Source organism: Nocardioides anomalus (assembly GCF_011046535.1).
Classification (GTDB): domain Bacteria; phylum Actinomycetota; class Actinomycetes; order Propionibacteriales; family Nocardioidaceae; genus Nocardioides; species Nocardioides anomalus.
Map to the genome: position 1 here is coordinate 2,406,943 of NZ_CP049257.1, position 21,291 is coordinate 2,428,233.

Genomic DNA, 21,291 nt, shown 5'->3' on the forward strand with positions numbered 1-21,291 from the left:
TTGTCTTGGTTGAGTGTTTGTGGGACAAGCCCTCGGTCTATTAGTACCGGTCGGCTGGGCATTGCTGCTGTACACCTCCGGCCTATCAACCCAGTGTTCTGCTGGGGACCTTACCTACTTACGTAGTGGGAAACCTCATCTTGAAACGTGCTTCCCGCTTAGATGCATTCAGCGGTTATCACTTCCGAACGTAGCCAACCAGCCGTGCTCTTGGCAGAACAACTGGCACACCAGAGGTTCGTCCATCCCGGTCCTCTCGTACTAGGGACAGCCTTTCTCAAGTTTCCTGCGCGCGCGGCGGATAGGGACCGAACTGTCTCACGACGTTCTAAACCCAGCTCGCGTGCCGCTTTAATGGGCGAACAGCCCAACCCTTGGGACCTACTCCAGCCCCAGGATGCGACGAGCCGACATCGAGGTGCCAAACCATCCCGTCGATATGGACTCTTGGGGAAGATCAGCCTGTTATCCCCGGGGTACCTTTTATCCGTTGAGTGACCACGCTTCCACATGCCGTGGCCAGATCACTAGTTCCGACTTTCGTCCCTGCTCGACATGTCTGTCTCACAGTCAAGCTCCCTTGTGCACTTACACTCGCCACCTGATTGCCAACCAGGCTGAGGGAACCTTTGAGCGCCTCCGTTACATTTTAGGAGGCAACCGCCCCAGTTAAACTACCCATCAGGCACTGTCCCTGATCCGGATTACGGACCTAGGTTAGACATCTAGTACGACCAGAGTGGTATTTCAACGTTGACTCCACACGAACTGGCGTCCGTGCTTCACAGTCTCCCACCTATCCTACACAAGCCGAACCAAACACCAATACCAAACTATAGTAAAGGTCCCGGGGTCTTTCCGTCCTGCCGCGCGTAACGAGCATCTTTACTCGTAGTGCAATTTCGCCGAGTCCACGGTTGAGACAGCGCCCAAGTCGTTACTCCATTCGTGCAGGTCGGAACTTACCCGACAAGGAATTTCGCTACCTTAGGATGGTTATAGTTACCACCGCCGTTTACTGGGGCTTAAGTTCTGGGCTTCGCCGTGAAGCTAACCCGTCCCCTTAACCTTCCAGCACCGGGCAGGAGTCAGTCCGTATACATCGTCTTACAACTTCGCACGGACCTGTGTTTTAGTAAACAGTCGCTTGGGCCTGGTCTCTGCGGCCATCACCGCTGCCTGCCGCTAGGGCATTGACGGATCCGGCCCCCCTTCTCCCGAAGTTACGGGGGCATTTTGCCGAGTTCCTTAACCATGGTTCACTCGATCGCCTTGGTATTCTCTACCTGATCACCTGAGTCGGTTTGGGGTACGGGCGGCGCACAGCTCGCTAGAGGTTTTTCTCGACAGCATAGGATCACCCACTTCGTCCATGCGGACTCCGCGTCAAGTCTCAGGATCATGCGACCCGGATTTGCCTAGGTCACTCCCTACACTCTTGCCCGTGGACAACCATCGCCACGGTTGGGCTACCTTCCTGCGTCACCCCATCGCTTGACTACTACTGGTTCGGGTCCTGCGCTAGCTCAGCTCTCCTCCCCCCGAAGGGTTCGGTAGTGCTGAATTCGGGCAGTTAGCATCACCAGGTTCGTCATGGGCGCTGTTTTGCCGGTACGGGAATATCAACCCGTTGTCCATCGACTACGCCTGTCGGCCTCGCCTTAGGTCCCGACTTACCCAGGGCAGATTAGCTTGACCCTGGAACCCTTGATCATTCGGCGGAGGAGTTTCTCACTCCTCATTCGCTACTCATGCCTGCATTCTCACTCGTGTCGCGTCCACCCCTGGATCACTCCGAGGCTTCACTCGCGACACGACGCTCCCCTACCCATCCAGACAACTGAACCACGAAGGCTTGTCTTATCTGAATGCCATAGCTTCGGCGGATGACTTGAGCCCCGCTACATTGTCGGCGCGGAATCACTTGACCAGTGAGCTATTACGCACTCTTTCAAGGGTGGCTGCTTCCAAGCCAACCTCCTGGTTGTCACTGCAACTCCACATCCTTTTCCACTTAGTCACCGCTTAGGGGCCTTAGCTGATGGTCTGGGCTGTTTCCCTTTCGACTACGGAGCTTATCCCCCGCAGTCTCACTGCTGCGCTCTCACTTACCGGCATTCGGAGTTTGGCTAACGTCAGTAACCTGGTCGGGCCCATCGGCTATCCAGTGCTCTACCTCCGGCAAGAAACACGCAACGCTGCACCTAAATGCATTTCGGGGAGAACCAGCTATCACGAAGTTTGATTGGCCTTTCACCCCTATCCACAGGTCATCCCCTCAGTTTTCAACCTAAGTGGGTTCGGTCCTCCACGCGGTCTTACCCGCGCTTCAACCTGCCCATGGATAGATCACTTCGCTTCGGGTCTTGATCGTGCTACTACGGCGCCCTGTTCGGACTCGCTTTCGCTACGGCTTCCCCACACGGGTTAACCTCGCAACACAACGCAAACTCGCAGGCTCATTCTTCAAAAGGCACGCTGTCACCCCCACAAGTGAAGGCTCCAACGGATTGTAGGCACACGGTTTCAGGTACTATTTCACTCCCCGCCAGGGGTACTTTTCACCTTTCCCTCACGGTACTTGTCCGCTATCGGTCATCGAGGAGTATTTAGGCTTAACGGGTGGTCCCGCCAGATTCACACGGCATTTCAGGGGTGCCGTGTTACTTGGGATACCTCTCCGAAGATCTGTGGTTACGCTTACGGGGCTATCACCCTCTATGGCGCGGCTTTCCAACCGGATTCAACTTCGCACAGATTTTTTGACTTCGTGGTCGACCGGCAGATCGACCTGAAAGGTCCCACAACCCCGTACCTGCAACGCCTGCCGGCTATCACACAGATACGGTTTGGCCTCTTCCGATTTCGCTCGCCACTACTCTCGGAATCACTTTTGTTTTCTCTTCCTGTGGGTACTGAGATGTTTCACTTCCCCACGTTCCCTCCGCACGCCCTATATATTCAGGCGTGGGTAACTGGACATGACTCCAGCTGGGTTTCCCCATTCGGAAATCCCCGGATCACAGCTCGGTTGCCAACTCCCCAGGGCTTATCGCAGGCTCCTACGTCCTTCTTCGGCTCTCGATGCCAAGGCATCCACCATGTGCCCTTCGTAGCTTGTCGCCCACAAACACTCAACGAAGACAACGTCTGCGTCGAGGTTGCGAACACTCGTTCAAAACTTGCTGCTACAAAGACCGGTCACTCTCCCCCACCGCCGGCCAGCGAAGCCCGCAGAAGAGTTGTATGAGAGCGACCGAAAACGCGACGTCTCATGGTGAGGAGACGTCGCGAAGATGCTCGCGTCCACTATGAAGGATTCAATGTCCGTGTCCGCCTGGTGATCGCCCGACGCATCCGCGTCGGGAACCTGCCAGGGGCGCCAGAGTCAGTTGCCTGATCTCTCGGAGCCCAACAGTGTGCCAGGACCACGCTCACCGCACTCGGTTCCAGGTTCCACGCCGGCAAGCCGGCAGTACTGAGGACACGAGCGCGATGCTCGAGGTCATTCATCGACGATTCCACTAGTGAGCAGCACCATCAGCTCCGACTGAGTGTCGGAAGCATTCATGGCCGCGTACTCCTTAGAAAGGAGGTGATCCAGCCGCACCTTCCGGTACGGCTACCTTGTTACGACTTCGTCCCAATCGCCAGCCCCACCTTCGACGGCTCCCTCCACAAGGGTTGGGCCACCGGCTTCGGGTGTTGCCGACTTTCGTGACGTGACGGGCGGTGTGTACAAGGCCCGGGAACGTATTCACCGCAGCGTTGCTGATCTGCGATTACTAGCGACTCCGACTTCATGGGGTCGAGTTGCAGACCCCAATCCGAACTGAGACCGGCTTTTTGGGATTCGCTCCACCTTGCGGTATCGCAGCCCTTTGTACCGGCCATTGTAGCATGCGTGAAGCCCTGGACATAAGGGGCATGATGACTTGACGTCATCCCCACCTTCCTCCGAGTTGACCCCGGCAGTCTCCTATGAGTCCCCGGCATTACCCGCTGGCAACATAGGACGAGGGTTGCGCTCGTTGCGGGACTTAACCCAACATCTCACGACACGAGCTGACGACAGCCATGCACCACCTGTATACCGACAAAAGGGGCTCTATCTCTAGAGCTTTCCGGCATATGTCAAACCCAGGTAAGGTTCTTCGCGTTGCATCGAATTAATCCGCATGCTCCGCCGCTTGTGCGGGCCCCCGTCAATTCCTTTGAGTTTTAGCCTTGCGGCCGTACTCCCCAGGCGGGGCGCTTAATGCGTTAGCTGCGGCACGGAATCCGTGGAATGGACCCCACACCTAGCGCCCAACGTTTACGGTGTGGACTACCAGGGTATCTAATCCTGTTCGCTCCCCACACTTTCGCTCCTCAGCGTCAGGACATTCCCAGAGAACCGCCTTCGCCACCGGTGTTCCTCCTGATATCTGCGCATTTCACCGCTACACCAGGAATTCCGTTCTCCCCTGAATGCCTCAAGTCTGCCCGTATCGGAAGCACGCTCACAGTTAAGCTGTAAGTTTTTCACTCCCGACGCAACAGACCGCCTACGAGCCCTTTACGCCCAATAATTCCGGACAACGCTCGGACCCTACGTATTACCGCGGCTGCTGGCACGTAGTTGGCCGGTCCTTCTTCTGTACCTACCGTCACCACCGTTGTTGGCGCTTCGTCGGTACTGAAAGAGGTTTACAACCCGAAGGCCGTCATCCCTCACGCGGCGTTGCTGGATCAGGCTTTCGCCCATTGTCCAATATTCCCCACTGCTGCCTCCCGTAGGAGTCTGGGCCGTGTCTCAGTCCCAGTGTGGCCGGTCACCCTCTCAGGCCGGCTACCCGTCGAAGCCTTGGTGAGCCGTTACCTCACCAACAAGCTGATAGGCCGCGAGCACATCCTTCACCGAGAAAACTTTCCACTCAGATCCCATGCGGGACTGTGTCGTATCCGGTATTAGCCACCGTTTCCGGCGGTTATCCCGAAGTGAAGGGCAGATTACTCACGTGTTACTCACCCGTTCGCCGCTCGTGTACTCCCGAAGGAGCCTTACCGCTCGACTTGCATGTGTTAAGCACGCCGCCAGCGTTCGTCCTGAGCCAGGATCAAACTCTCCGTAGAAAACTACGCCCTCGACCTCCGCAGCGAGCTGCGAGTGCCGAGGAAAAAGAGATGCCTAGCAGGGATCAAACTCTGACTATTGTCAGAATCATTGTCCTACCAAAGAAATCTGTGGCCGATGACCGAAGTCGTCAGCCGACAGGGCATTACAAACTAATTCGTCGACTATGACACACTGTTGAGTTCTCAAAGATCAGACGCGCACCATCTCCGACCTTTCGGTCGGGCCCGGGGCAACCTGGTAAAACTTACCGGTCCGGCTGGTCCGAGTCAACTCGGCGGCTCCGTGCCGCTGTCATCGCTGCTTCGGCCCTGGTGGACCCGGCCGCGGACGTGGCGGAGCCCCGCTTTCGAGGCCCTTGGCCTCCGAGGTCTTCCGCCGCATCCCTGCGGCGAGATGAAACATTAGACGACGCCTGGGCGACGCACAAATCGGGGTGCCCTTTCGCGCAAAACCGCAGGTCAGAGCGCCTGTCGGCGACGGCGCAGCGGTGCGGCCGGTCGGTAGGAGGACACCGTGGGTTCACCCGGGAGCCAGAACCGCCAGGGGTTCTCGGCCGCTCCGCGCAGCCCCACCCGCGGTCCGGTGCTGACCTCGGGCGGCGGCGGACCGGGCTCGAGGGTGATCGGGCCGTGGACCAGGTCCGCGCCGTTGTCGGTCAGGGCGATCCCGAGGGCCCTGCACAGTCGGGCCGGGCCCCGGGCCAGGTCGCGGTCGGTAAGGCCGGGCCGGCGGGCGCGCGCGAGCTCGAGGCCCTCGACCACCTCCCCCGCACGCAGCAGCACGGCGCTGGCGGCGCCCTCGGGGCCGGTGACGACGTTGGCGCAGACGTGCATGCCGTAGGTGAAGTAGCAGTAGAGGAACCCGGGTGGCCCGAACATCACCGCGGTGCGCGGGGTGGGTCCGCGGTAGGCGTGCGAGCCCGCGTCGTCGGCGCCGGCGTAGGCCTCGACCTCGGTGAGCCGCAGGGCCACGGTCCCCTCCGCGGACCGGTGGCTCAGGGTCGCGCCCAGGAGCCGGGGCGCCACCTCCAGGACGGGCCCGGCGAGCAGCGCTCGGAGGTCAGAGCCCGGCACGCGCCCGCTCGACGGCCACGCTCAATTCCTCGAGCTGCTCGGCGACGCGGACCGGTGCGGTGCCGCCGCGACCGTCGCGGGAGGCGACCGAGCCCTCCACGGTGAGGACCTCGCGCACTCGTGGCGTCAGGGCCGGCGAGATCTCCGCGAGCTGCTCGTCGGTGAGCTCGTCGAGCCCGCAGCCGAGCTCCTCGCAGCGGCGTACGCACGCGCCGGCGAGCTCGTGGGCGACCCGGAACGGCGTGCCCTCGCGCACCAGCCACTCCGCGACGTCGGTGGCCAGCGAGAAGCCCTGCGGGGCCAGCGCGGCCATCCGCGCGGTGTCGAACTCCAGGGTCGCGACGAGCCCGGTCACCGCCGGCAGGAGCACCTCGAGGGTGTCCACGGAGTCGAACACCGGCTCCTTGTCCTCCTGGAGGTCGCGGTTGTAGGCCAGGGGCAGCGCCTTGAGCGTGGTGAGCAGCCCTGTGAGGTTGCCCACCACCCGGCCGGCCTTGCCGCGGGCCAGCTCGGCGATGTCGGGGTTCTTCTTCTGCGGCATGATGCTCGACCCCGTCGACCACGAGTCGTGCAGGCGGACGAAGCCGAACTCGTGCGTGGACCAGAGGATGACGTCCTCGGCCAGGCGGCTGAGGTCGACCCCGGCCTGGGCGCAGACGTAGGCGAACTCCGCGGCGCTGTCGCGCGAGGACGTGGCGTCGATGGAGTTGGTCGGGCCGTGCGCGAACCCGAGCTCGCGGGCCACGAGGTCGGCGTCGAGGCCCAGGCTGTTGCCCGCCAGCGCTCCCCCGCCGTACGGCGCCTCGGCGGCGGTCCGGCGCCGCCAGTCGGCCAGCCGGTCCACGTCGCGCAGCAGCGGCCAGGCGTGGGCCAGCAGGTGGTGGCTCAGCAGCACGGGCTGGGCGTGCTGGAGGTGGGTGCGACCGGGCATCACCGCGCCCAGGTGCGCCCGGGCCTGCTCGGCGAGGGCGGTGACCAGGTCCAGGAGCAGCCGCGAGAGGACCAGCGAGTGGTCGAGCAGGTAGCTGCGCAGCAGGGTCGCGATCTGGTCGTTGCGCGACCGGCCGGCCCGCAGCCGGCCGCCGAGCTCGGGACCCACCTCCTCGAGCAGCAGCCGCTCCAGCGCGCCGTGGACGTCCTCGTCGCTCGGGTCCGGGTGCAGCTCGCCGGCCTCGTGGCGCCGGGCCAGGGCATCGAGGCCCGCGTGCAGTGCGGCCTCGTCATCGCTCGTCAGGAGCCCCGCGGCGCCCAGGGCCCGGGCGTGGGCGTGGGAGCCGGCCAGGTCGTAGCGCGTCAGCCGCCAGTCGAAGTGCGTGGAGCGGGAGAGCGCCTCGAGCTCGGGCGAGGGCCCGGAGGCGAACCGGCCGCCCCAGAGCTTGCCCTGGTTGGTGCTCACGGTGTCCCTCCTCCGACGGCGGCGATCCCGGCCCGCACCACGTCGGGCAGGTCCGCAGCGATCATCCCGCCCGCCTCCGCGAGCTCGTCGGGCGCCCACCACCGCGCCGCGACGACGGCGAAGAACGTCGAGTGGCCCGAGTGGTCCACGCCGTCGCAGGAGAAGGCCCGGCTGTCCTGGTGGACCGGGCCGACGAGCTGGTCGGGCGCGGCGACGACCCCGGTCTCCTCGAACAGCTCGCGCACGGCCGCCTCGAGCAGGCTCTCGCCCGGGTCGACGCCACCGCCGACGGTCCCCCACCGCAGGACTTCGGGCACGGCCGGGTCCCGGTCCTGGAGCAGCAGGACGCGGCCGTCGGGGCTGACCGGGAGGACCCGGGCCGTCACGCGGTCGGTGGCCATCAGTCGGTGCCGGCCTCCATGGCCGCGGCGTCGAGGGCGTCGTCCTCGACGCCCTCGGCCGCCGGGTTGGCTGTGATCCGGTCCGCGCCGCCGGCGGGCAGCTCGCCCAGCAGGACGCCGTGCTCGACCAGGACCTGGCCCTGGTCGAGCGGCTGGGCGGCGTACAGCTCGAGCATGGCGCGCGAGTCGGCGATGTCGAGGTTGCGCATGGTGAGCTGGCCGATGCGGTCGGTGGGGCCGAAGGCGGCGTTCTCGGTGCGCTCCATGGAGAGCTTCTCGGGGTGGTAGGAGAAGTTGGGGCCGCGGGTGTCGAGCACGGTGTAGTCCTCGCCGCGGCGCAGCCGGACCGTCACCTCGCCGGTGACGACCGAGGCCACCCAGCGCTGCAGGGACTCGCGCAGCATGAGCGCCTGCGGGTCGAGCCAACGGCCCTCGTAGAGCAGCCGGCCGAGCCGGCGGCCCTCGGCGTGGTAGCTGGCGATGGTGTCCTCGTTGTGGATCGCGTTGAGCAGCCGCTCGTAGGCGATCCAGAGCAGGGCCATGCCCGGCGCCTCGTAGATGCCGCGGGACTTGGCCTCGATGATGCGGTTCTCGATCTGGTCCGACATGCCGAGCCCGTGCCGCCCGCCGATGGCGTTGGCCTCCTGGACCAGCGCCACCGGGTCGGCGTACGTCGTGCCGTTGACCGAGACCGGCCGGCCCTGGGCGAAGCCGATGGTGACGTCCTCGGTCGCGATGTCGAGCGCCGGGTCCCAGAACCGGACGCCCATGATCGGCTCCACGGTCTCCAGCGAGACGTCGAGGTGCTCCAGCGTCTTGGCCTCGTGGGTGGCGCCCCAGATGTTGGCGTCGGTGGAGTACGCCTTCTCCTTGGCGTCGCGGTAGGGCAGGTCGTGCTCGGTCAGCCACTGGCTCATCTCGGCGCGCCCGCCGAGCTCGTGCACGAAGTCGGCGTCCAGCCAGGGCTTGTAGATGCGCAGCTCGGGGTTGGCCAGCAGCCCGTAGCGGTAGAAGCGCTCGATGTCGTTGCCCTTGAACGTCGAGCCGTCGCCCCAGATGTCGACGCCGTCCTCGTGCATGGCGCGCACGAGCATGGTGCCGGTCACGGCCCGGCCGAGCGGCGTGGTGTTGAAGTACGCGCGGCCGCCGGAGCGCACGTGGAAGGCGCCGCACGCGAGCGCGGCCAGCCCCTCCTCGACGAGCGGGCCCTTGCAGTCGACGTGGCGGGCCAGCTCGGCGCCGTACTCCAGGGCGCGGGCGGGGACGCCCTCGATGTCGGGCTCGTCGTACTGGCCGATGTCGGCGGTGTAGGTGCAGGGGATGGCGCCCTTGTCGCGCATCCAGGCTACGGCGACGGAGGTGTCGAGGCCGCCGGAGAAGGCGATGCCGACGCGCTCGCCCTTGGGCAGCGTGGTGAGGACCTTGCTCATGAGTGGTGTCCGTTCGTCGTTCGGGCGAGCTCGAGGAGGCGGCGGGCGAGCTCGTCGCCGCCGCTGGGGTCGCGGCCGATGACCAGCACGGTGTCGTCGCCGGCGATGGTGCCGAGGATCTCGTGCAGCTCGGCCTTGTCGAACCCCGAGGCGAGGTACTGGGCGGCGCCGGGAGGGGTGCGCAGGACGACCAGGTTGGCGCTGGCCTCGGCGCTCACCAGCAGCTCGCCGAGCAGCTTGGTGAGGCGGGCCTGTCCGGCCGCGGTCTCCCCCGGCGCCGCGGGTCGTCGGTCGCCGCCCTCGGCCGGGACGGCGTACACCAGGGCGCCGGAGGCCGCGCGGATCTTGACCGCGTCGAGCTCGACCAGGTCGCGCGAGAGCGTGGCCTGGGTGACGTGCACGCCCTGCTCGGCCAGCATCGTGGCCAGCTCGGGCTGGGAGCGGACCTCGTGGTGGGTGACCAGGTCGACGATCTGCTGGTGGCGCGAGCTCTTGGTGCCGGGGCGGAGGGTCTCGGTCACGCGGTGTCCACCTGCTCCATGAGGAACGCGAGCACGGCCTTCTGGGCGTGGCGGCGGTTCTCGGCCTCGTCCCAGACCACGCTCTGCGGGCCCTCGAGGACCTCCTCGGCGATCTCCTTGCCGCGGTACGCCGGCAGGCAGTGCAGCACGATCGCGTCGCTCTTGGCCTGGGCCAGCAGCTCGCTGGTCAGGGAGTACGGCGCGAAGATGGTGGCCCGGGCGGCCTCCTCGGCCTCCTTGCCCATGCTGACCCAGGTGTCGGTGACGACCACGTCGGCGCCCTGGACCGCCGGGCCCGGGTCGGAGAAGCCGGTGGCCGAGCCGCCGGTCTGCTCGCCGATGGCGTTGGCCCGGGCGAACATCTCCTCGCTGGGCCAGTAGCCGAGCGGGCCGGCCACCCGCACGTGCATGCCCGCGGTCACGCCCGCCAGCAGCCAGGAGTTGCCCATGTTGTTGGCCGCGTCGCCGACGAAGGTGACGGTCAGGCCGGCCAGGTCGCCCTTGTGCTCGCGCACGGTGAGCAGGTCCGCGATGAGCTGGCAGGGGTGGAACTCGTCGGTGAGCGCGTTGACCACCGGCACGCCGGCGTACTGCGCCATGGTCTCGAGGTCGCTCTGGGCGAAGGTGCGCCACACGATGGTGGCGACCTGGCGGCCGAGCACGCGGGCGACGTCCTCGACGGACTCGCGGATGCCGATGCCGGCCAGCTTGCCCTCGACCAGCATCGGGTTGCCGCCGAGCTCGGCGATGCCGGCGCCGAAGGAGACCTGCGTGCGCAGCGTGGGCTTGTCGAAGATCATCGCCACCGACCGCGGGCCCTCGTAGGGGCGCGCGTCGTACGGCGAGGCCTTGAGCTTGGCGGCCAGGTCCAGGACCTCGGCCTGCTCGGCCGGGGTCAGGTCGTCGTCGGCCAGGAAGTGCCTGATGTGGGTCGACGTCATGCCAGCGCCTCGTCCAGGATCTGGGGCCACGCCTGCAGGAACGCCGCGGCGTCGGCCTCGGTGAGGACGAGCGGCGGGGCCAGGCGGACCCGGTCGGGGGTCGGGTTGTTGACGATGAAGCCGGCCGCGAGGGCGGCGGCGAAGACCTCGGCGCTGCGCGGCTCGCTCAGCGTGAGGCCGATCAGGAGCCCCTCGCCACGGACCTCGGTCACGCGCGGGTCGGCGGCCAGGCCGTCGCGGACCTTCTGGCCCAGGACGGTGACGTGCTCCAGCAGCCCCTCGCGCTCGATGGTGTCGATGACGGCGAGCGCGGCGGCACAGGCGACCGGGTTGCCGCCGAAGGTCGTGCCGTGGTTGCCGGGCTGCAGCAGGTCCGCGGCCGCGCCGAGGCCGACGCAGGCGCCGATCGGGAAGCCGCCACCGAGGCCCTTGGCCACGGTGACCACGTCGGGGCGGACGCCCACGTGCGCGAACCAGCGGCCGGTGCGGCCCATGCCGCTCTGGATCTCGTCGAGCCAGAGCAGCGCGCCGTGCTCGTCGGCGACCCGCCGGGCGGCGGCCAGGTAGCCCTCGGGCGCGACGTTCACCCCGGCCTCGCCCTGGAGCGGCTCGAGCAGGATGGCCGCGGTCTGGTCGGTGACGGCCGCGGCGAGCGCCGCCTCGTCACCGAACGGCACGAAGGTCACCTCGCCCGGCAGCGGCTCGAACGGCTCGCGGTACGCCGCCTTGGAGGTCAGGGCCAGCGCGCCCATCGTGCGGCCGTGGAACCCCTCCTGGGCCGCGACCACGTGGGTGCGGCCGGTGCGGCGGCTGAGCTTGAACGCCGCCTCGTTGGCCTCGGCACCGGAGTTGGTGAAGAAGACCTTGCCGGGGCCGGCGTCGAGGAGCTCGAGCAACCGCTCGGCCAGGGCCAGCTGGGGCTCGCTGGCGAAGAAGTTCGAGATGTGGCCGAGGGTCTGCAGCTGCTCGGTCACCGCCGCGACCAGCGCCGGGTGGCCGTGGCCCAGGGCGTTGACCGCGATGCCGCCGAGCAGGTCGACGTACTCCCGGCCGTCGGCGTCCCAGACGTGCGCGCCCTCGCCCCTGACCAGGGTCAGCTTGGGCGGGCCGAAGGTGTTCATGAGCGCGGCCTGGTAGCGCTCGGTGTGGGTGCTCACCGGGCCGCGTCCCTCGCCTTCCGGGTCTTGGTCTCGACGTCGGGCAGGACCTGGGTGCCGACGCCCTCCTGGGTGAACAGCTCGAGGAGCACGGCGTGCGGCTCGCGGCCGTCGACCACCGTGGCCCGCGCGACGCCGGAGGCGACGGCGTCCATGCAGGCCTTCATCTTGGGGATCATGCCGCTGGACAGCGTGGGCAGGATCTCGGCCAACGACTCCGGGCTGATCTCGCCGATCACGTCCTGCGAGTGCGGCCAGTCCAGGAACAGGCCCTCGACGTCGGTGAGCACGAGCAGCTTCTCGGCCTCCAGCGCCACGGCCAGCGCGGCCGCCGCGGAGTCGGCGTTGACGTTGTGCACGGTGCCGCCGAGGTCCGGGGCGACGCTGGAGACGACCGGGATCCGGCCGGCCTCGATGATGTCGAGCACGGCCTCGGGGCGGACGTCGACCACCTCGCCCACCAGCCCGAGGTCGACCTCCTCGCCGTCGACCACGGTGTTGGTCTGCTTGGCCGTGAACAGCCCGGCGTCCTCCCCCGACAGGCCGACGGCCAGCGGGCCGTGCTCGTTGATGAGCCCGACCAGCTCGCGCTGGACCTGGCCGACGAGCACCATCCGGACGACGTCCATGGCCTCGGGCGTGGTGACGCGCAGCCCGCCGCGGAACTCCGACTCGATGCCGAGCCGGTCGAGCATCGTGGAGATCTGCGGGCCGCCGCCGTGCACCACGACGGGCTTGAAGCCGGCCAGCCGCAGGAACGCGATGTCCTCGGCGAAGGCCTTCTTGAGGGTGTCGTCGGTCATCGCGTTGCCGCCGTACTTGATGACGACGACCTTGCCGTTGTAGGCCTTGAGCCACGGCAGCGCCGCGGCCAGGACGGCGGCCTTCACCTGCTGCTGGCTGGTCATGAGCTGTACGCGCTGTTCTCGTGGACGTAGGCGTGGGTGAGGTCGTTGGTCCACACCGTGGCCCGCTCGGTGCCGGCCTTGAGGTCGATGGTCACGCTCAGCTCGCGGCCGGACAGGTCGACCTCGGAGCGGTCGGCGTGCGGCTCGCTGCCCTTGCAGACCCACACGCCGTTCATCGCCACGTCGAGGTCGGCCGGGTCGAACTGCGCGCTCGTCGTGCCGATGGAGGCCAGGACGCGACCCCAGTTGGGGTCCTGGCCGAACACCGCGGCCTTGAACAGGTTGCTGCGCGCCACGCTGCGGCCGACCTCGACCGCCTCGTCCTCCGACGCGGCGTTGAGCGTGGTGATGGTGATCTCGTGGTCGGCGCCCTCGGCGTCGCGCAGCAGCTGCATGGCCAGGTCGGCGCACAGCTGGGTGAGCGCCTCGGTGAAGTCCGGCAGCGACGGGGTGATGCCGCTGGCGCCGCTGGCCATCACCGTGACGGTGTCGTTGGTGGACATGCAGCCGTCGGAGTCGAGCCGGTCGAAGGAGACCCGGGTCGCGGCCCGCAGCGCCTGGTCCAGCTCGCCGGCCGCGACGACCGCGTCGGTGGTGATGACCACGAGCATGGTGGCCAGCTGCGGGGCGAGCATGCCCGCGCCCTTGGCCATGCCGCCGATGGACCAGCCGGCGCCCTCGACGACGGCCTGCTTGCTGACCGAGTCGGTGGTCATGATGGCCTCGGCCGCGCTCGTCCCGCCGTCCGCACTGAGCTCGGCGTACGCCGCGTCGACACCCGCCAGCAGGTCGCTGCGGTCGTTGGCCAGGCCGATGAGCCCGGTGGAGCACACGACGACGTCGATCGCGCCGATGCCGAGGTGGCCGGCGACCTGCTCGGCCACGGCGTGCGTGGTCTGGAACCCCTCGGGGCCGGTGTAGCAGTTGGCGCCACCGGAGTTGAGCACGACCGCGCGGACGGTGCCGTCCTTGACGACCTCCTGGCTCCACAGCACGGGGTTGGCCTTGCAGCGGTTGGCGGTGAAGACGGTGGCGGAGTCGTGGGTCGGCCCGTCGTTGACGACGAGGGCGACGTCCTTGCCGCCGCTGCTCTTGAGTCCGGCGCTGACGCCGGCGGCGCGGAAGCCCTGGGGCTGCGTGACGCTCACTTCTGCTTCTCTCCTGGGGTGGTGGGGACGGCGGGCTCGACGCTCTGCCCGGATCGTCGCCACTCCTCCTCGGCCCGCTCGACGTCGGCTCCCGGCACCAGGACCCAGTCGCGGTCGAAGGCCGACAGCACCCGCGCGCCCTCGGGCACCGGCGTGCCGCGCTCGACGCGGTAGGCGGTGAACGGCCGCTCGTGGCGGCTCTTGGTGGGCACGCTGCGGGCCGCGCAGACCAGGGTGGTCTCGGTCGCGGTGGCCAGGATCGCGAAGACGCTGCTGGACTCGGCCCAGCCCGGCACCTCGGCGCCCGGTCCGAGGCGGACGACGGCCAGGGTCTCGGGGTACTTCTCGATGCTCACGGCGCCAGCCCCACGGCGGACAGGCCGGTGGTCTCGTCGAGGCCGAGGGCGAGGTTCATGCACTGCACGGCCGCACCGGCGGTGCCCTTGGCCAGGTTGTCGACGACGCCGACGGCCACCAGCCTCCCCGCGGTCTCGTCGACAGTGACCTGCAGGTGCACCGCGTTGCTGCCGAGCACGGACTTGGTCTGCGGCCACTGGCCCTCGGGGAGCAGGTGGAGGAACGGCTCGTCGGCGCAGGCCTTCTCGTACGCCGCGCGCGCGTCGTCGGTCGTGACGCCGTCGCGGACCCTGGCGCTGCAGGTGGCCAGGATGCCGCGGGGCATCGGGACCAGGAGCGGGGTGAAGCTCACGGTGACCGGCTCGTCGGTGAGCGCGCTGAGGTTCTGGGTGATCTCCGGGGTGTGCCGGTGGACTCCCCCGACGCCGTACGCGCTGACGTTGCCCATGGTCTCGCTGCCGAGCAGGTGCGCCTTCGCGGCCTTGCCGGCGCCGCTGGTGCCGGACGCGGCGACGACCACCACGTCGCTCTCGACCAGGCCCTGCTGGACCGCCGGGGCCAGGCTGAGCGTGGCGATGGTGGGGTAGCAGCCGGGGACCGCGACCCGCCGGGTCCCGCGCAGCAGCTCGCGCTGGCCGGGGAGCTCGGGCAGGCCGTAGGGCCAGGTGCCGGCGTGGGTGCCGCCGTAGAACCGCTCCCACTCCCCCGCGTCCTGCAGGCGGTAGTCGGCACCGCAGTCGACGACCAGGACGTCCTCGCCGAGCTCGGCGGCGATCGGGCCCGACTGACCGTGCGGGAGGGCGAGGAAGACGACGTCGTGACCCTGCAGCGTCGTCGCGCTGGTCTCCTCGAGGACCCGGTCGGCCAGCGGCGTCAGGTGGGGCTGGAGCCCGCCCAGGCGCTCGCCGGCGTTGCTGCCGGCGGTGAGGGCGCCGATCTCGACGTCGGGGTGCTGGAGGAGCAGGCGCAGCAGCTCGCCGCCGGCGTACCCGCTGGCGCCGGCCACCGCCACTCTGGTCGTCACCTGCATGACCATACACATCTGTGCATATGCATGCTAATCGGGTGCCGGTGTCGGCGGACCGCCCTAGGTTGCTGGTCGTGGAGTACCCCGACTTCCTCGACGCCATCCGCCGCGAGTCCGCGCGCTTCCGCGCGGTGCTCGCCGACTGCGACCCGTCCGCCCGGGTGCCCGGCTGCCCGGAGTGGGACGCCGCCGACCTGCTGTGGCACCTGATCGGGGTGCAGCGGTTCTGGGCCGGCGTGGTCCAGCACCGGCCCGCCGGACCCGACGACGAGCGGATCGTGAGCGAGGGCTCCGGCGAGCGGCCGGCGTCGTACGCCGAGCTGCTGGCGCACTTCGACGAGGAGTCGGCCGGGCTGGTCGAGGCGCTCGCCGCGGCCGACCCCGAGGAGGAGGCCTGGCACTGGTCCGGCGACCACCGGGTCGGCACGACCTACCGCCGCCAGGCCCACGAGGCGCTCATCCACCGCGTGGACGCCGAGCAGGCGGCCGGCCTCGCGCTCTCGCCGCTGGACCCGGCGCTGGCCGAGGACGGCGTGGCCGAGGTGATCGGCGTGATGTTCGGGGGCGTGCCGCCGTGGGGCACGGCCACGCCGACCGGCGAGACCGTCGCGGTGCGCACGACCGACACCGGGCGCGAGCTGCTGGTGGCCTTCCGGCGCTTCACCGGCACCGACCCGGACAGCGGGACGACGTACGACGAGGACGACCTCGGCCTGGTCGACACGGGCCCGGAGCCGTCGGCCACGGTGAGCGGGACCGCCGCGGACCTCGACCTGTGGCTGTGGAAGCGCGGGCCGGCCGACGCGCTCGAGGTCGAGGGCGACCGGATCAGCCACGAGAAGCTGGCCGGCATCCTGGCCGCGCCGCTGAACTGATGGCCGCACTCCCCTTCCCGTCGCCCACGACGCCGCAGGGCGACCGGCGCGAGGTGCTGCTCGGCTACCTGGCCTACTTCCGCTCGGCGCTGCTGGACAAGCTCGACGGGCTGCCCGAGGCGGACCTGCGCCGCTCGTTGCTGCCCTCGGGGTGGACGCCGCTGGAGCTGCTGCACCACCTGACCCACGTGGAGCGGCGCTGGCTGGTCTGGGGGTTCTCGGGCGACGAGGTGCCCGAGCCGTGGGGCGACACCGTCGACGACCGCTGGCACGTGCCGGCCTCGCTGTCGCTCGGCGACCTCACCGGCGCGCTGGCCGCGCAGGCGGTGGTCAGCGAGCGGGTGGTGCGAGCGCACGCGCTCGACGCGGTGGGCGCCCCGAGCGAACGCTGGGAGGGCGCGCCGCCGGCCACGTTGGAGCGGGTCCTGCTCCACCTGGTCCAGGAGTACGCCCGCCACGTGGGTCACCTCGACGTGGTCCGCGAGCTGCTCGACGGGCACGTGGGCGAGTGAGCGGCGGGTAGGAGAGGCTGGGGCCATGACTCCCCCGCCGTACCGCGCCGCCGACGACCGCTACGAGGCCCACGACTACCGCCGCTGCGGCCGGTCCGGGCTCAAGCTGCCCCTCGTCTCGCTGGGGCTTTGGCACAACTTCGGCGACGACAAGCCGCTGGAGACCCAACGCGCGATCCTGCGCCGGGCCTTCGACCGGGGCGTGACGCACTTCGATCTGGCCAACAACTACGGGCCGCCGTACGGCTCGGCGGAGCAGAACTTCGAGACGATCTTCGCCCAGGACTTCCGGCCCTACCGCGACGAGCTGGTCATCTCCACCAAGGCCGGCTACGACATGTGGCCGGGGCCGTACGGCGAGTGGGGGTCGCGCAAGTACCTCCTCGCCTCGCTCGACCAGTCGCTGGCCCGGATGGGGCTGGACCACGTCGACATCTTCTACAGCCACCGCTTCGACCCCGAGACGCCGCTCGAGGAGACCATGGGTGCGCTGGCCACCGCCGTGCAGTCCGGGCGCGCGACGTACGCCGGGATCTCGTCGTACTCCGCCGAGCGGACCCGCGAGGCCGCCGGCCTGCTGCGCGAGATGGGCGTCCCGCTGCTGATCCACCAGCCGTCGTACTCGATGCTGAACCGGTGGGTCGAGGACGGTTCGCCGTCCCTGCTCGACGTGCTCGAGGAGGAGGGCGTCGGCTGCATCGCGTTCTCGCCGCTGGCCCAGGGCATGCTCACCGACCGCTACCTCGACGGCATCCCCGAGGACTCGCGCGCCGCCCAGGGCAAGTCGCTGGACCCCGACCTGCTCACCGACGAGGCGCTCGCCCACGTGCGCCGCTTGAACGAGATCGCCCGCGGCCGTGGCCAGTCGCTGGCCCAGCTCGCGCTGAGCTGGGTGCTGCGCGACCAACGGGTCACCTCGGTGCTCATCGGCGCCTCGAGCGTCCAGCAGCTGGACGACAACCTCGCGGCGCTCGACCACCTCGAGCTCTCCGACGACGAGCTCAGCGCCATCGAGTCCGACGCCGTCGACTCCGGCATCAACCTGTGGCAGCGCTCCAGCGACAGCTGAGGCGGCTCAGGGCTGAGTCGGCGCGCCCGGGTCCTCGGGGCCGTCCTGGGACGAGTGCGACGTCGACACGAGGGACGGCGGCACCTCCACCACCTGGACGGGGTCACGCATCCGCGGCGGTGCCGCCGACCACGCCTTGAGGTGCTGGACCACGTCGCCGTAGAAGGCGTCGACCAGGTCCAGGACCGAGTCGATGAACCCGCCGCGCCCGCGCCCGCGCTTGCTGCCCATCGGCGCGGACAAGGCCACCTGGAACGAGCGCAGGTCCTTCTTGGGGTCGAGGATGAGCCGGCTCGGGTCCTCGCGGACCTTGCCGAGGAGCTCGGTGGCCCCGGCGCCACGCTGGTTGGCCACGAAGGCCTCCACCCGCACGGCGTCCGGCGCGCCACGCAGCTGCCGCACCAGCCAGTTGACCCTCGTCGTCGCCCGTCCCTCGCGCGGTGCGTCGATGTCGATGCTGGCCGTGATCCGACTCGCGCGCAGGTCGGCGACCACGAGGATCGGCGCGACCGCGTGCGGGATCCGTATGCCGCCGCGCAGCAACCCGTCCGCAACGAGCCCGCTCAGCTGGGCCTGGGCGCGCGCCGCGGGGTCGGCCTGCTCCTTGCGGGACAGGGCCGGGAGCACCTCGGTGCCGAGCTGGCGACCCAGCCGGAGGCTCGCGTACCGCATCAGCGCATCGAAGCGACTGGCGACCTCGACCGCCGCCCGGTCCGACGCCCGCAGCGTCCCGGCGGTGACGGCCTCCCGGACGGGGACCCACTGGGCGCCCGTGTCGTCGAGCTCGAGAGCACCGGAACGCGGGTGCTCGAGGTAGCGGATCAGCTCGCCGAGGATCCACGCCTGCTCCGGGTCGGAGACACCGCGGTGCTCCTTCTGCATGACCGCGGTCGAGAGCAGGTAGGTCCAGGACCAGTGGTGCAGAGCCACCTTGCGCACCTTGCGCTTGTCGACCTTCGTCGGGTGCTGGCCGGCCACCGGAGGGATCTCGTTGCTGATGGTGACGAGTGCGTCGAAACCACGCTCCCGCGCGACGTCGAGGTAGTTCTCCACCTGCTCGGTCGCCAGGTCGTTCTTACCCGTCTTGACCTCGACCAGCGCCGTCCAGGACCGGCTCCCCCGGCTCACGCGGATGAGACCGTCGGGGTAGACGCGCTTGTCGCCGAGGTCGAACGGGACCTCGATGAAGGTCTCGACCGTCCCCGCCGGTGCGCCCAGCGGCGACAGGAGCGCGCGGCTGAACTCGCGCACGACGCCCATGACGGCCAAGAGGGCCGAGGTCGCCCGCCGCTCCTGCTCGTCCGCGCCCGAGATCCCGGATGTCGGTATCAACCGGGCCTCGTGCCAGGACGCTTCGCTCATCTCGCCTCCCGTGGTAGCCAGCAAGATAGGCCTGACGCGCACCGCGACGCAGCACTTCGAGCGGTGTGGCGGGTCCGGGAGCACCGGGGCGCCGTGAAACCACGGTGAAGGCGCACTGAAACCGGCGGGCCCCACTGTGGTCACATGGACAACGACTCCTCCACCACGAGCGAGCTGGCGGTCTCCGCCCACGGCCTCGTGAAGACCTTCGGCGACCTGCGGGCCGTCGACGGTGTCGACCTCGAGGTGCGCCGCGGCGAGGTCTTCGGCGTGCTCGGCCCCAACGGGGCCGGCAAGACGACCATGCTCCAGATGCTCGCGACGCTGCTGCCGATGGACGGCGGGCACGCGGAGATCTTCGGCGTGGACGTCCAGCGGCACCCGCACGTGGTGCGGCAGCTCGTGGGCGTGACGGGGCAGTACGCCTCGGTCGACGAGAACCTCACCGCCCGCGAGAACCTCTTCCTCTTCGGGCGGTTGCTGGGCCTGGACAAGAAGAAGGCCCGGTCGACCGGCGAGGACCTGCTCGGCCGGTTCGGTCTCGAGGAGGCCGGGGACAAGCAGATCTCGCAGTTCTCCGGCGGGATGCGGCGCCGGCTCGACCTCGCGGCCAGCCTGATCCACCGGCCGCCGCTGATCTTCCTCGACGAGCCGACCACGGGCCTGGACCCGCGCACCCGCGGCCAGATGTGGGACACCATCCGCGAGCTGGTGGCCGGCGGCTGCACGGTGCTGCTGACCACGCAGTACCTCGACGAGGCCGACCAGCTCGCCGACCGGATCGCGGTCATCGACCGCGGTCAGAAGGTCGCCGAGGGCACCTCGGACCAGCTCAAGTCGCAGGTCGGGTCCTCGACGCTGCAGCTGCGGCTGCTCGACCCGGCGCAGACCGCCCAGGCCGTCGCCGTCGTACGCCGCGTGGTGGGCGACGAGCCGGTCCTCACCCCGGAGGCGGGCGGGATCAACGTGCCGCTGCCCGACGCCAACCGCGCCGCCGACGTGCTCATCGGCCTGCGCGAGCAGGAGCTGCTGATCACCTCGGCGACCGTGCAGAAGCCCACCCTCGACGAGGTGTTCATGGCCCTGACCGGCCACGGCACCGAGGACGAGGACCCCGACCTGAGCCAGATGGAGGCCGCGCGATGACGCTGCTGTCCCAGCAGACCCCGGTGGACGAGACCGTCACCGCCCTCACCCAGACCGGCGCGCAGGACCTGGCGGTGCGGCCGAGCATCGCCGAGACCGTCAGCCAGAGCTTCGCCATGGCCTGGCGCGCCACCAAGAAGATGCGCCGCAACCCGGAGCAGTTCTTCGACGTCACCATCCAGCCGCTGCTGTTCACCGCGATGTTCGCCTACATCTTCGGCGGCGCGATCTCCGGCAGCGTGGAGGACTACCTGCCGATCATCATCCCGGGCATCCTGGCCCAGACCGCGCTGACCGCGTGCATGGCCACCGGCATCCAGCTGCGCGAGGACATGGACAAGGGGGTCTTCGACCGCTTCAAGTCCCTGCCGATCGCGCGGATCGCGCCGCTGGTCGGGCCGGCGCTGGCCGACCTGCTGCGCTACGGCACCGCCGCCACGCTGACCATCCTGACCGGGCTGGCCATGGGCTACCGGCCCGGCGGCGGCTTCACCGGCGTCTTCCTCGGGTGGCTGCTCACCATCGTCGCGGGCTGGTCGCTGGCCTGGATCTTCACCTACCTCGGCACGGTGGCGCGCTCCGCGCAGGCCGTGCAGGGCATCTCGATGATGATCATGTTCCCGCTGACCTTCCTGTCCAACGCCTTCGTGCCCACCCGCACGCTGCCGGGCTGGCTCGAGGCGTTCGTCAACGTCAACCCGGTCAGCCAGGTCGTCACCGCGGTCCGCGACCTCATCAACGAGGGCCAGGTCACCGCGCACGTCGGCTGGGCGCTGGTCGGCTGCGTGGTCGTGGTCGCGGTGTTCCTGCCGCTCTCGGTGCGCAGCTACAGCCGCAAGATGTGAGCCC

At 68.7% G+C, this 21,291-nt stretch carries 17 protein-coding genes and 2 rRNA genes; 5 read left to right on the forward strand and 14 right to left on the reverse strand.

Annotated features, from left to right (window positions below):
* Nucleotides 1-20: 20 nt before the first annotated feature.
* The 13 genes from G5V58_RS12170 to argC all read right to left on the reverse strand — a co-directional run bounded on the left by G5V58_RS12170 (nt 21) and on the right by argC (nt 15,481).
* Nucleotides 21-3,123, reverse strand: a 23S ribosomal RNA gene (locus tag G5V58_RS12170).
* Nucleotides 3,124-3,588: 465 nt separating this feature from the next.
* A 16S ribosomal RNA gene (locus tag G5V58_RS12175) occupies nt 3,589-5,115 on the reverse strand.
* Together the 16S and 23S rRNA genes form the textbook arrangement of a ribosomal RNA operon.
* Nucleotides 5,116-5,577: 462 nt before the next feature.
* Nucleotides 5,578-6,192: a DNA-3-methyladenine glycosylase gene (locus G5V58_RS12180; protein ID WP_165232910.1), complete on the reverse strand. Its 615-nt coding sequence runs from the start codon at nt 6,190-6,192 to the stop codon at nt 5,578-5,580.
* A complete protein-coding gene (gene argH, locus G5V58_RS12185) occupies nt 6,179-7,588 on the reverse strand; it encodes an argininosuccinate lyase (RefSeq protein WP_165232913.1) in 1,410 nt (469 codons plus the stop codon). Before argH ends, G5V58_RS12180 begins: the two co-directional genes overlap by 14 nt.
* A complete protein-coding gene (locus tag G5V58_RS12190; RefSeq protein WP_165232915.1) occupies nt 7,585-7,989 on the reverse strand; it encodes an NUDIX hydrolase in 405 nt (134 codons plus the stop codon). Before G5V58_RS12190 ends, argH begins: the two co-directional genes overlap by 4 nt.
* Nucleotides 7,989-9,419 (reverse strand): argininosuccinate synthase, encoded by a 1,431-nt coding sequence (gene argG, locus G5V58_RS12195; RefSeq protein WP_165232921.1) that lies wholly within the window; start codon nt 9,417-9,419, stop codon nt 7,989-7,991. The genes G5V58_RS12190 and argG overlap by 1 nt, the downstream gene beginning before the upstream one ends.
* Nucleotides 9,416-9,940 carry an arginine repressor gene (locus G5V58_RS12200; RefSeq protein WP_165232924.1) on the reverse strand — a complete coding sequence of 175 codons (525 nt, stop codon included), beginning with the start codon at nt 9,938-9,940 and terminating at the stop codon, nt 9,416-9,418. The genes argG and G5V58_RS12200 overlap by 4 nt, the downstream gene beginning before the upstream one ends.
* Nucleotides 9,937-10,881: an ornithine carbamoyltransferase gene (gene argF / locus G5V58_RS12205; protein ID WP_165232927.1), complete on the reverse strand. Its 945-nt coding sequence runs from the start codon at nt 10,879-10,881 to the stop codon at nt 9,937-9,939. Before argF ends, G5V58_RS12200 begins: the two co-directional genes overlap by 4 nt.
* The gene (locus G5V58_RS12210) at nt 10,878-12,038 is read right to left on the reverse strand and encodes an acetylornithine transaminase (protein ID WP_165232930.1); all 1,161 of its coding nucleotides are present in this window, start codon (nt 12,036-12,038) and stop codon (nt 10,878-10,880) included. Before G5V58_RS12210 ends, argF begins: the two co-directional genes overlap by 4 nt.
* Nucleotides 12,035-12,946, reverse strand: a complete 912-nt coding sequence (argB, locus tag G5V58_RS12215) for an acetylglutamate kinase (protein ID WP_165232933.1) — start codon at nt 12,944-12,946, stop codon at nt 12,035-12,037. Before argB ends, G5V58_RS12210 begins: the two co-directional genes overlap by 4 nt.
* Nucleotides 12,943-14,094: a bifunctional glutamate N-acetyltransferase/amino-acid acetyltransferase ArgJ gene (gene argJ / locus G5V58_RS12220; protein ID WP_165232936.1), complete on the reverse strand. Its 1,152-nt coding sequence runs from the start codon at nt 14,092-14,094 to the stop codon at nt 12,943-12,945. Before argJ ends, argB begins: the two co-directional genes overlap by 4 nt.
* On the reverse strand, nt 14,091-14,450 hold the full coding sequence (locus G5V58_RS12225; RefSeq protein ID WP_165232939.1) for a hypothetical protein: 360 nt from the start codon (nt 14,448-14,450) through the stop codon (nt 14,091-14,093). Before G5V58_RS12225 ends, argJ begins: the two co-directional genes overlap by 4 nt.
* The gene (argC, locus tag G5V58_RS12230; RefSeq protein ID WP_230487298.1) at nt 14,447-15,481 is read right to left on the reverse strand and encodes an N-acetyl-gamma-glutamyl-phosphate reductase; all 1,035 of its coding nucleotides are present in this window, start codon (nt 15,479-15,481) and stop codon (nt 14,447-14,449) included. The genes G5V58_RS12225 and argC overlap by 4 nt, the downstream gene beginning before the upstream one ends.
* Nucleotides 15,482-15,552: 71 nt before the next feature.
* On the opposite strand from argC, the gene G5V58_RS12235 reads away from it, so the two are divergent.
* The 3 genes from G5V58_RS12235 to mgrA are packed head-to-tail and all read left to right on the forward strand — an operon-like array spanning nt 15,553 to nt 17,934.
* Entirely contained in the window at nt 15,553-16,353 is an 801-nt protein-coding gene (locus G5V58_RS12235) for a maleylpyruvate isomerase family mycothiol-dependent enzyme (protein WP_230487299.1), read from the forward strand.
* A complete protein-coding gene (locus tag G5V58_RS12240) occupies nt 16,353-16,865 on the forward strand; it encodes a DinB family protein (RefSeq protein WP_165232945.1) in 513 nt (170 codons plus the stop codon). The genes G5V58_RS12235 and G5V58_RS12240 overlap by 1 nt, the downstream gene beginning before the upstream one ends.
* A gap of 25 nt (nt 16,866-16,890) precedes the next feature.
* On the forward strand, nt 16,891-17,934 hold the full coding sequence (gene mgrA / locus G5V58_RS12245; RefSeq protein ID WP_165232948.1) for an L-glyceraldehyde 3-phosphate reductase: 1,044 nt from the start codon (nt 16,891-16,893) through the stop codon (nt 17,932-17,934).
* A 6-nt stretch (nt 17,935-17,940) separates the two neighbouring features.
* Here the strand turns inward: mgrA and G5V58_RS12250 are convergent, their stop codons facing one another.
* On the reverse strand, nt 17,941-19,296 hold the full coding sequence (locus G5V58_RS12250) for a hypothetical protein (RefSeq protein ID WP_165232951.1): 1,356 nt from the start codon (nt 19,294-19,296) through the stop codon (nt 17,941-17,943).
* A 144-nt stretch (nt 19,297-19,440) separates the two neighbouring features.
* Between G5V58_RS12250 and G5V58_RS12255 the strand changes: the two genes are divergently transcribed.
* Both G5V58_RS12255 and G5V58_RS12260 read left to right on the forward strand, forming a co-directional pair.
* Nucleotides 19,441-20,442: an ATP-binding cassette domain-containing protein gene (locus G5V58_RS12255; RefSeq protein ID WP_165232954.1), complete on the forward strand. Its 1,002-nt coding sequence runs from the start codon at nt 19,441-19,443 to the stop codon at nt 20,440-20,442.
* Nucleotides 20,439-21,287, forward strand: coding sequence for an ABC transporter permease (locus G5V58_RS12260; RefSeq protein ID WP_165232957.1), 849 nt, complete (start codon nt 20,439-20,441; stop codon nt 21,285-21,287). Before G5V58_RS12255 ends, G5V58_RS12260 begins: the two co-directional genes overlap by 4 nt.
* Nucleotides 21,288-21,291 lie beyond the last annotated feature (4 nt).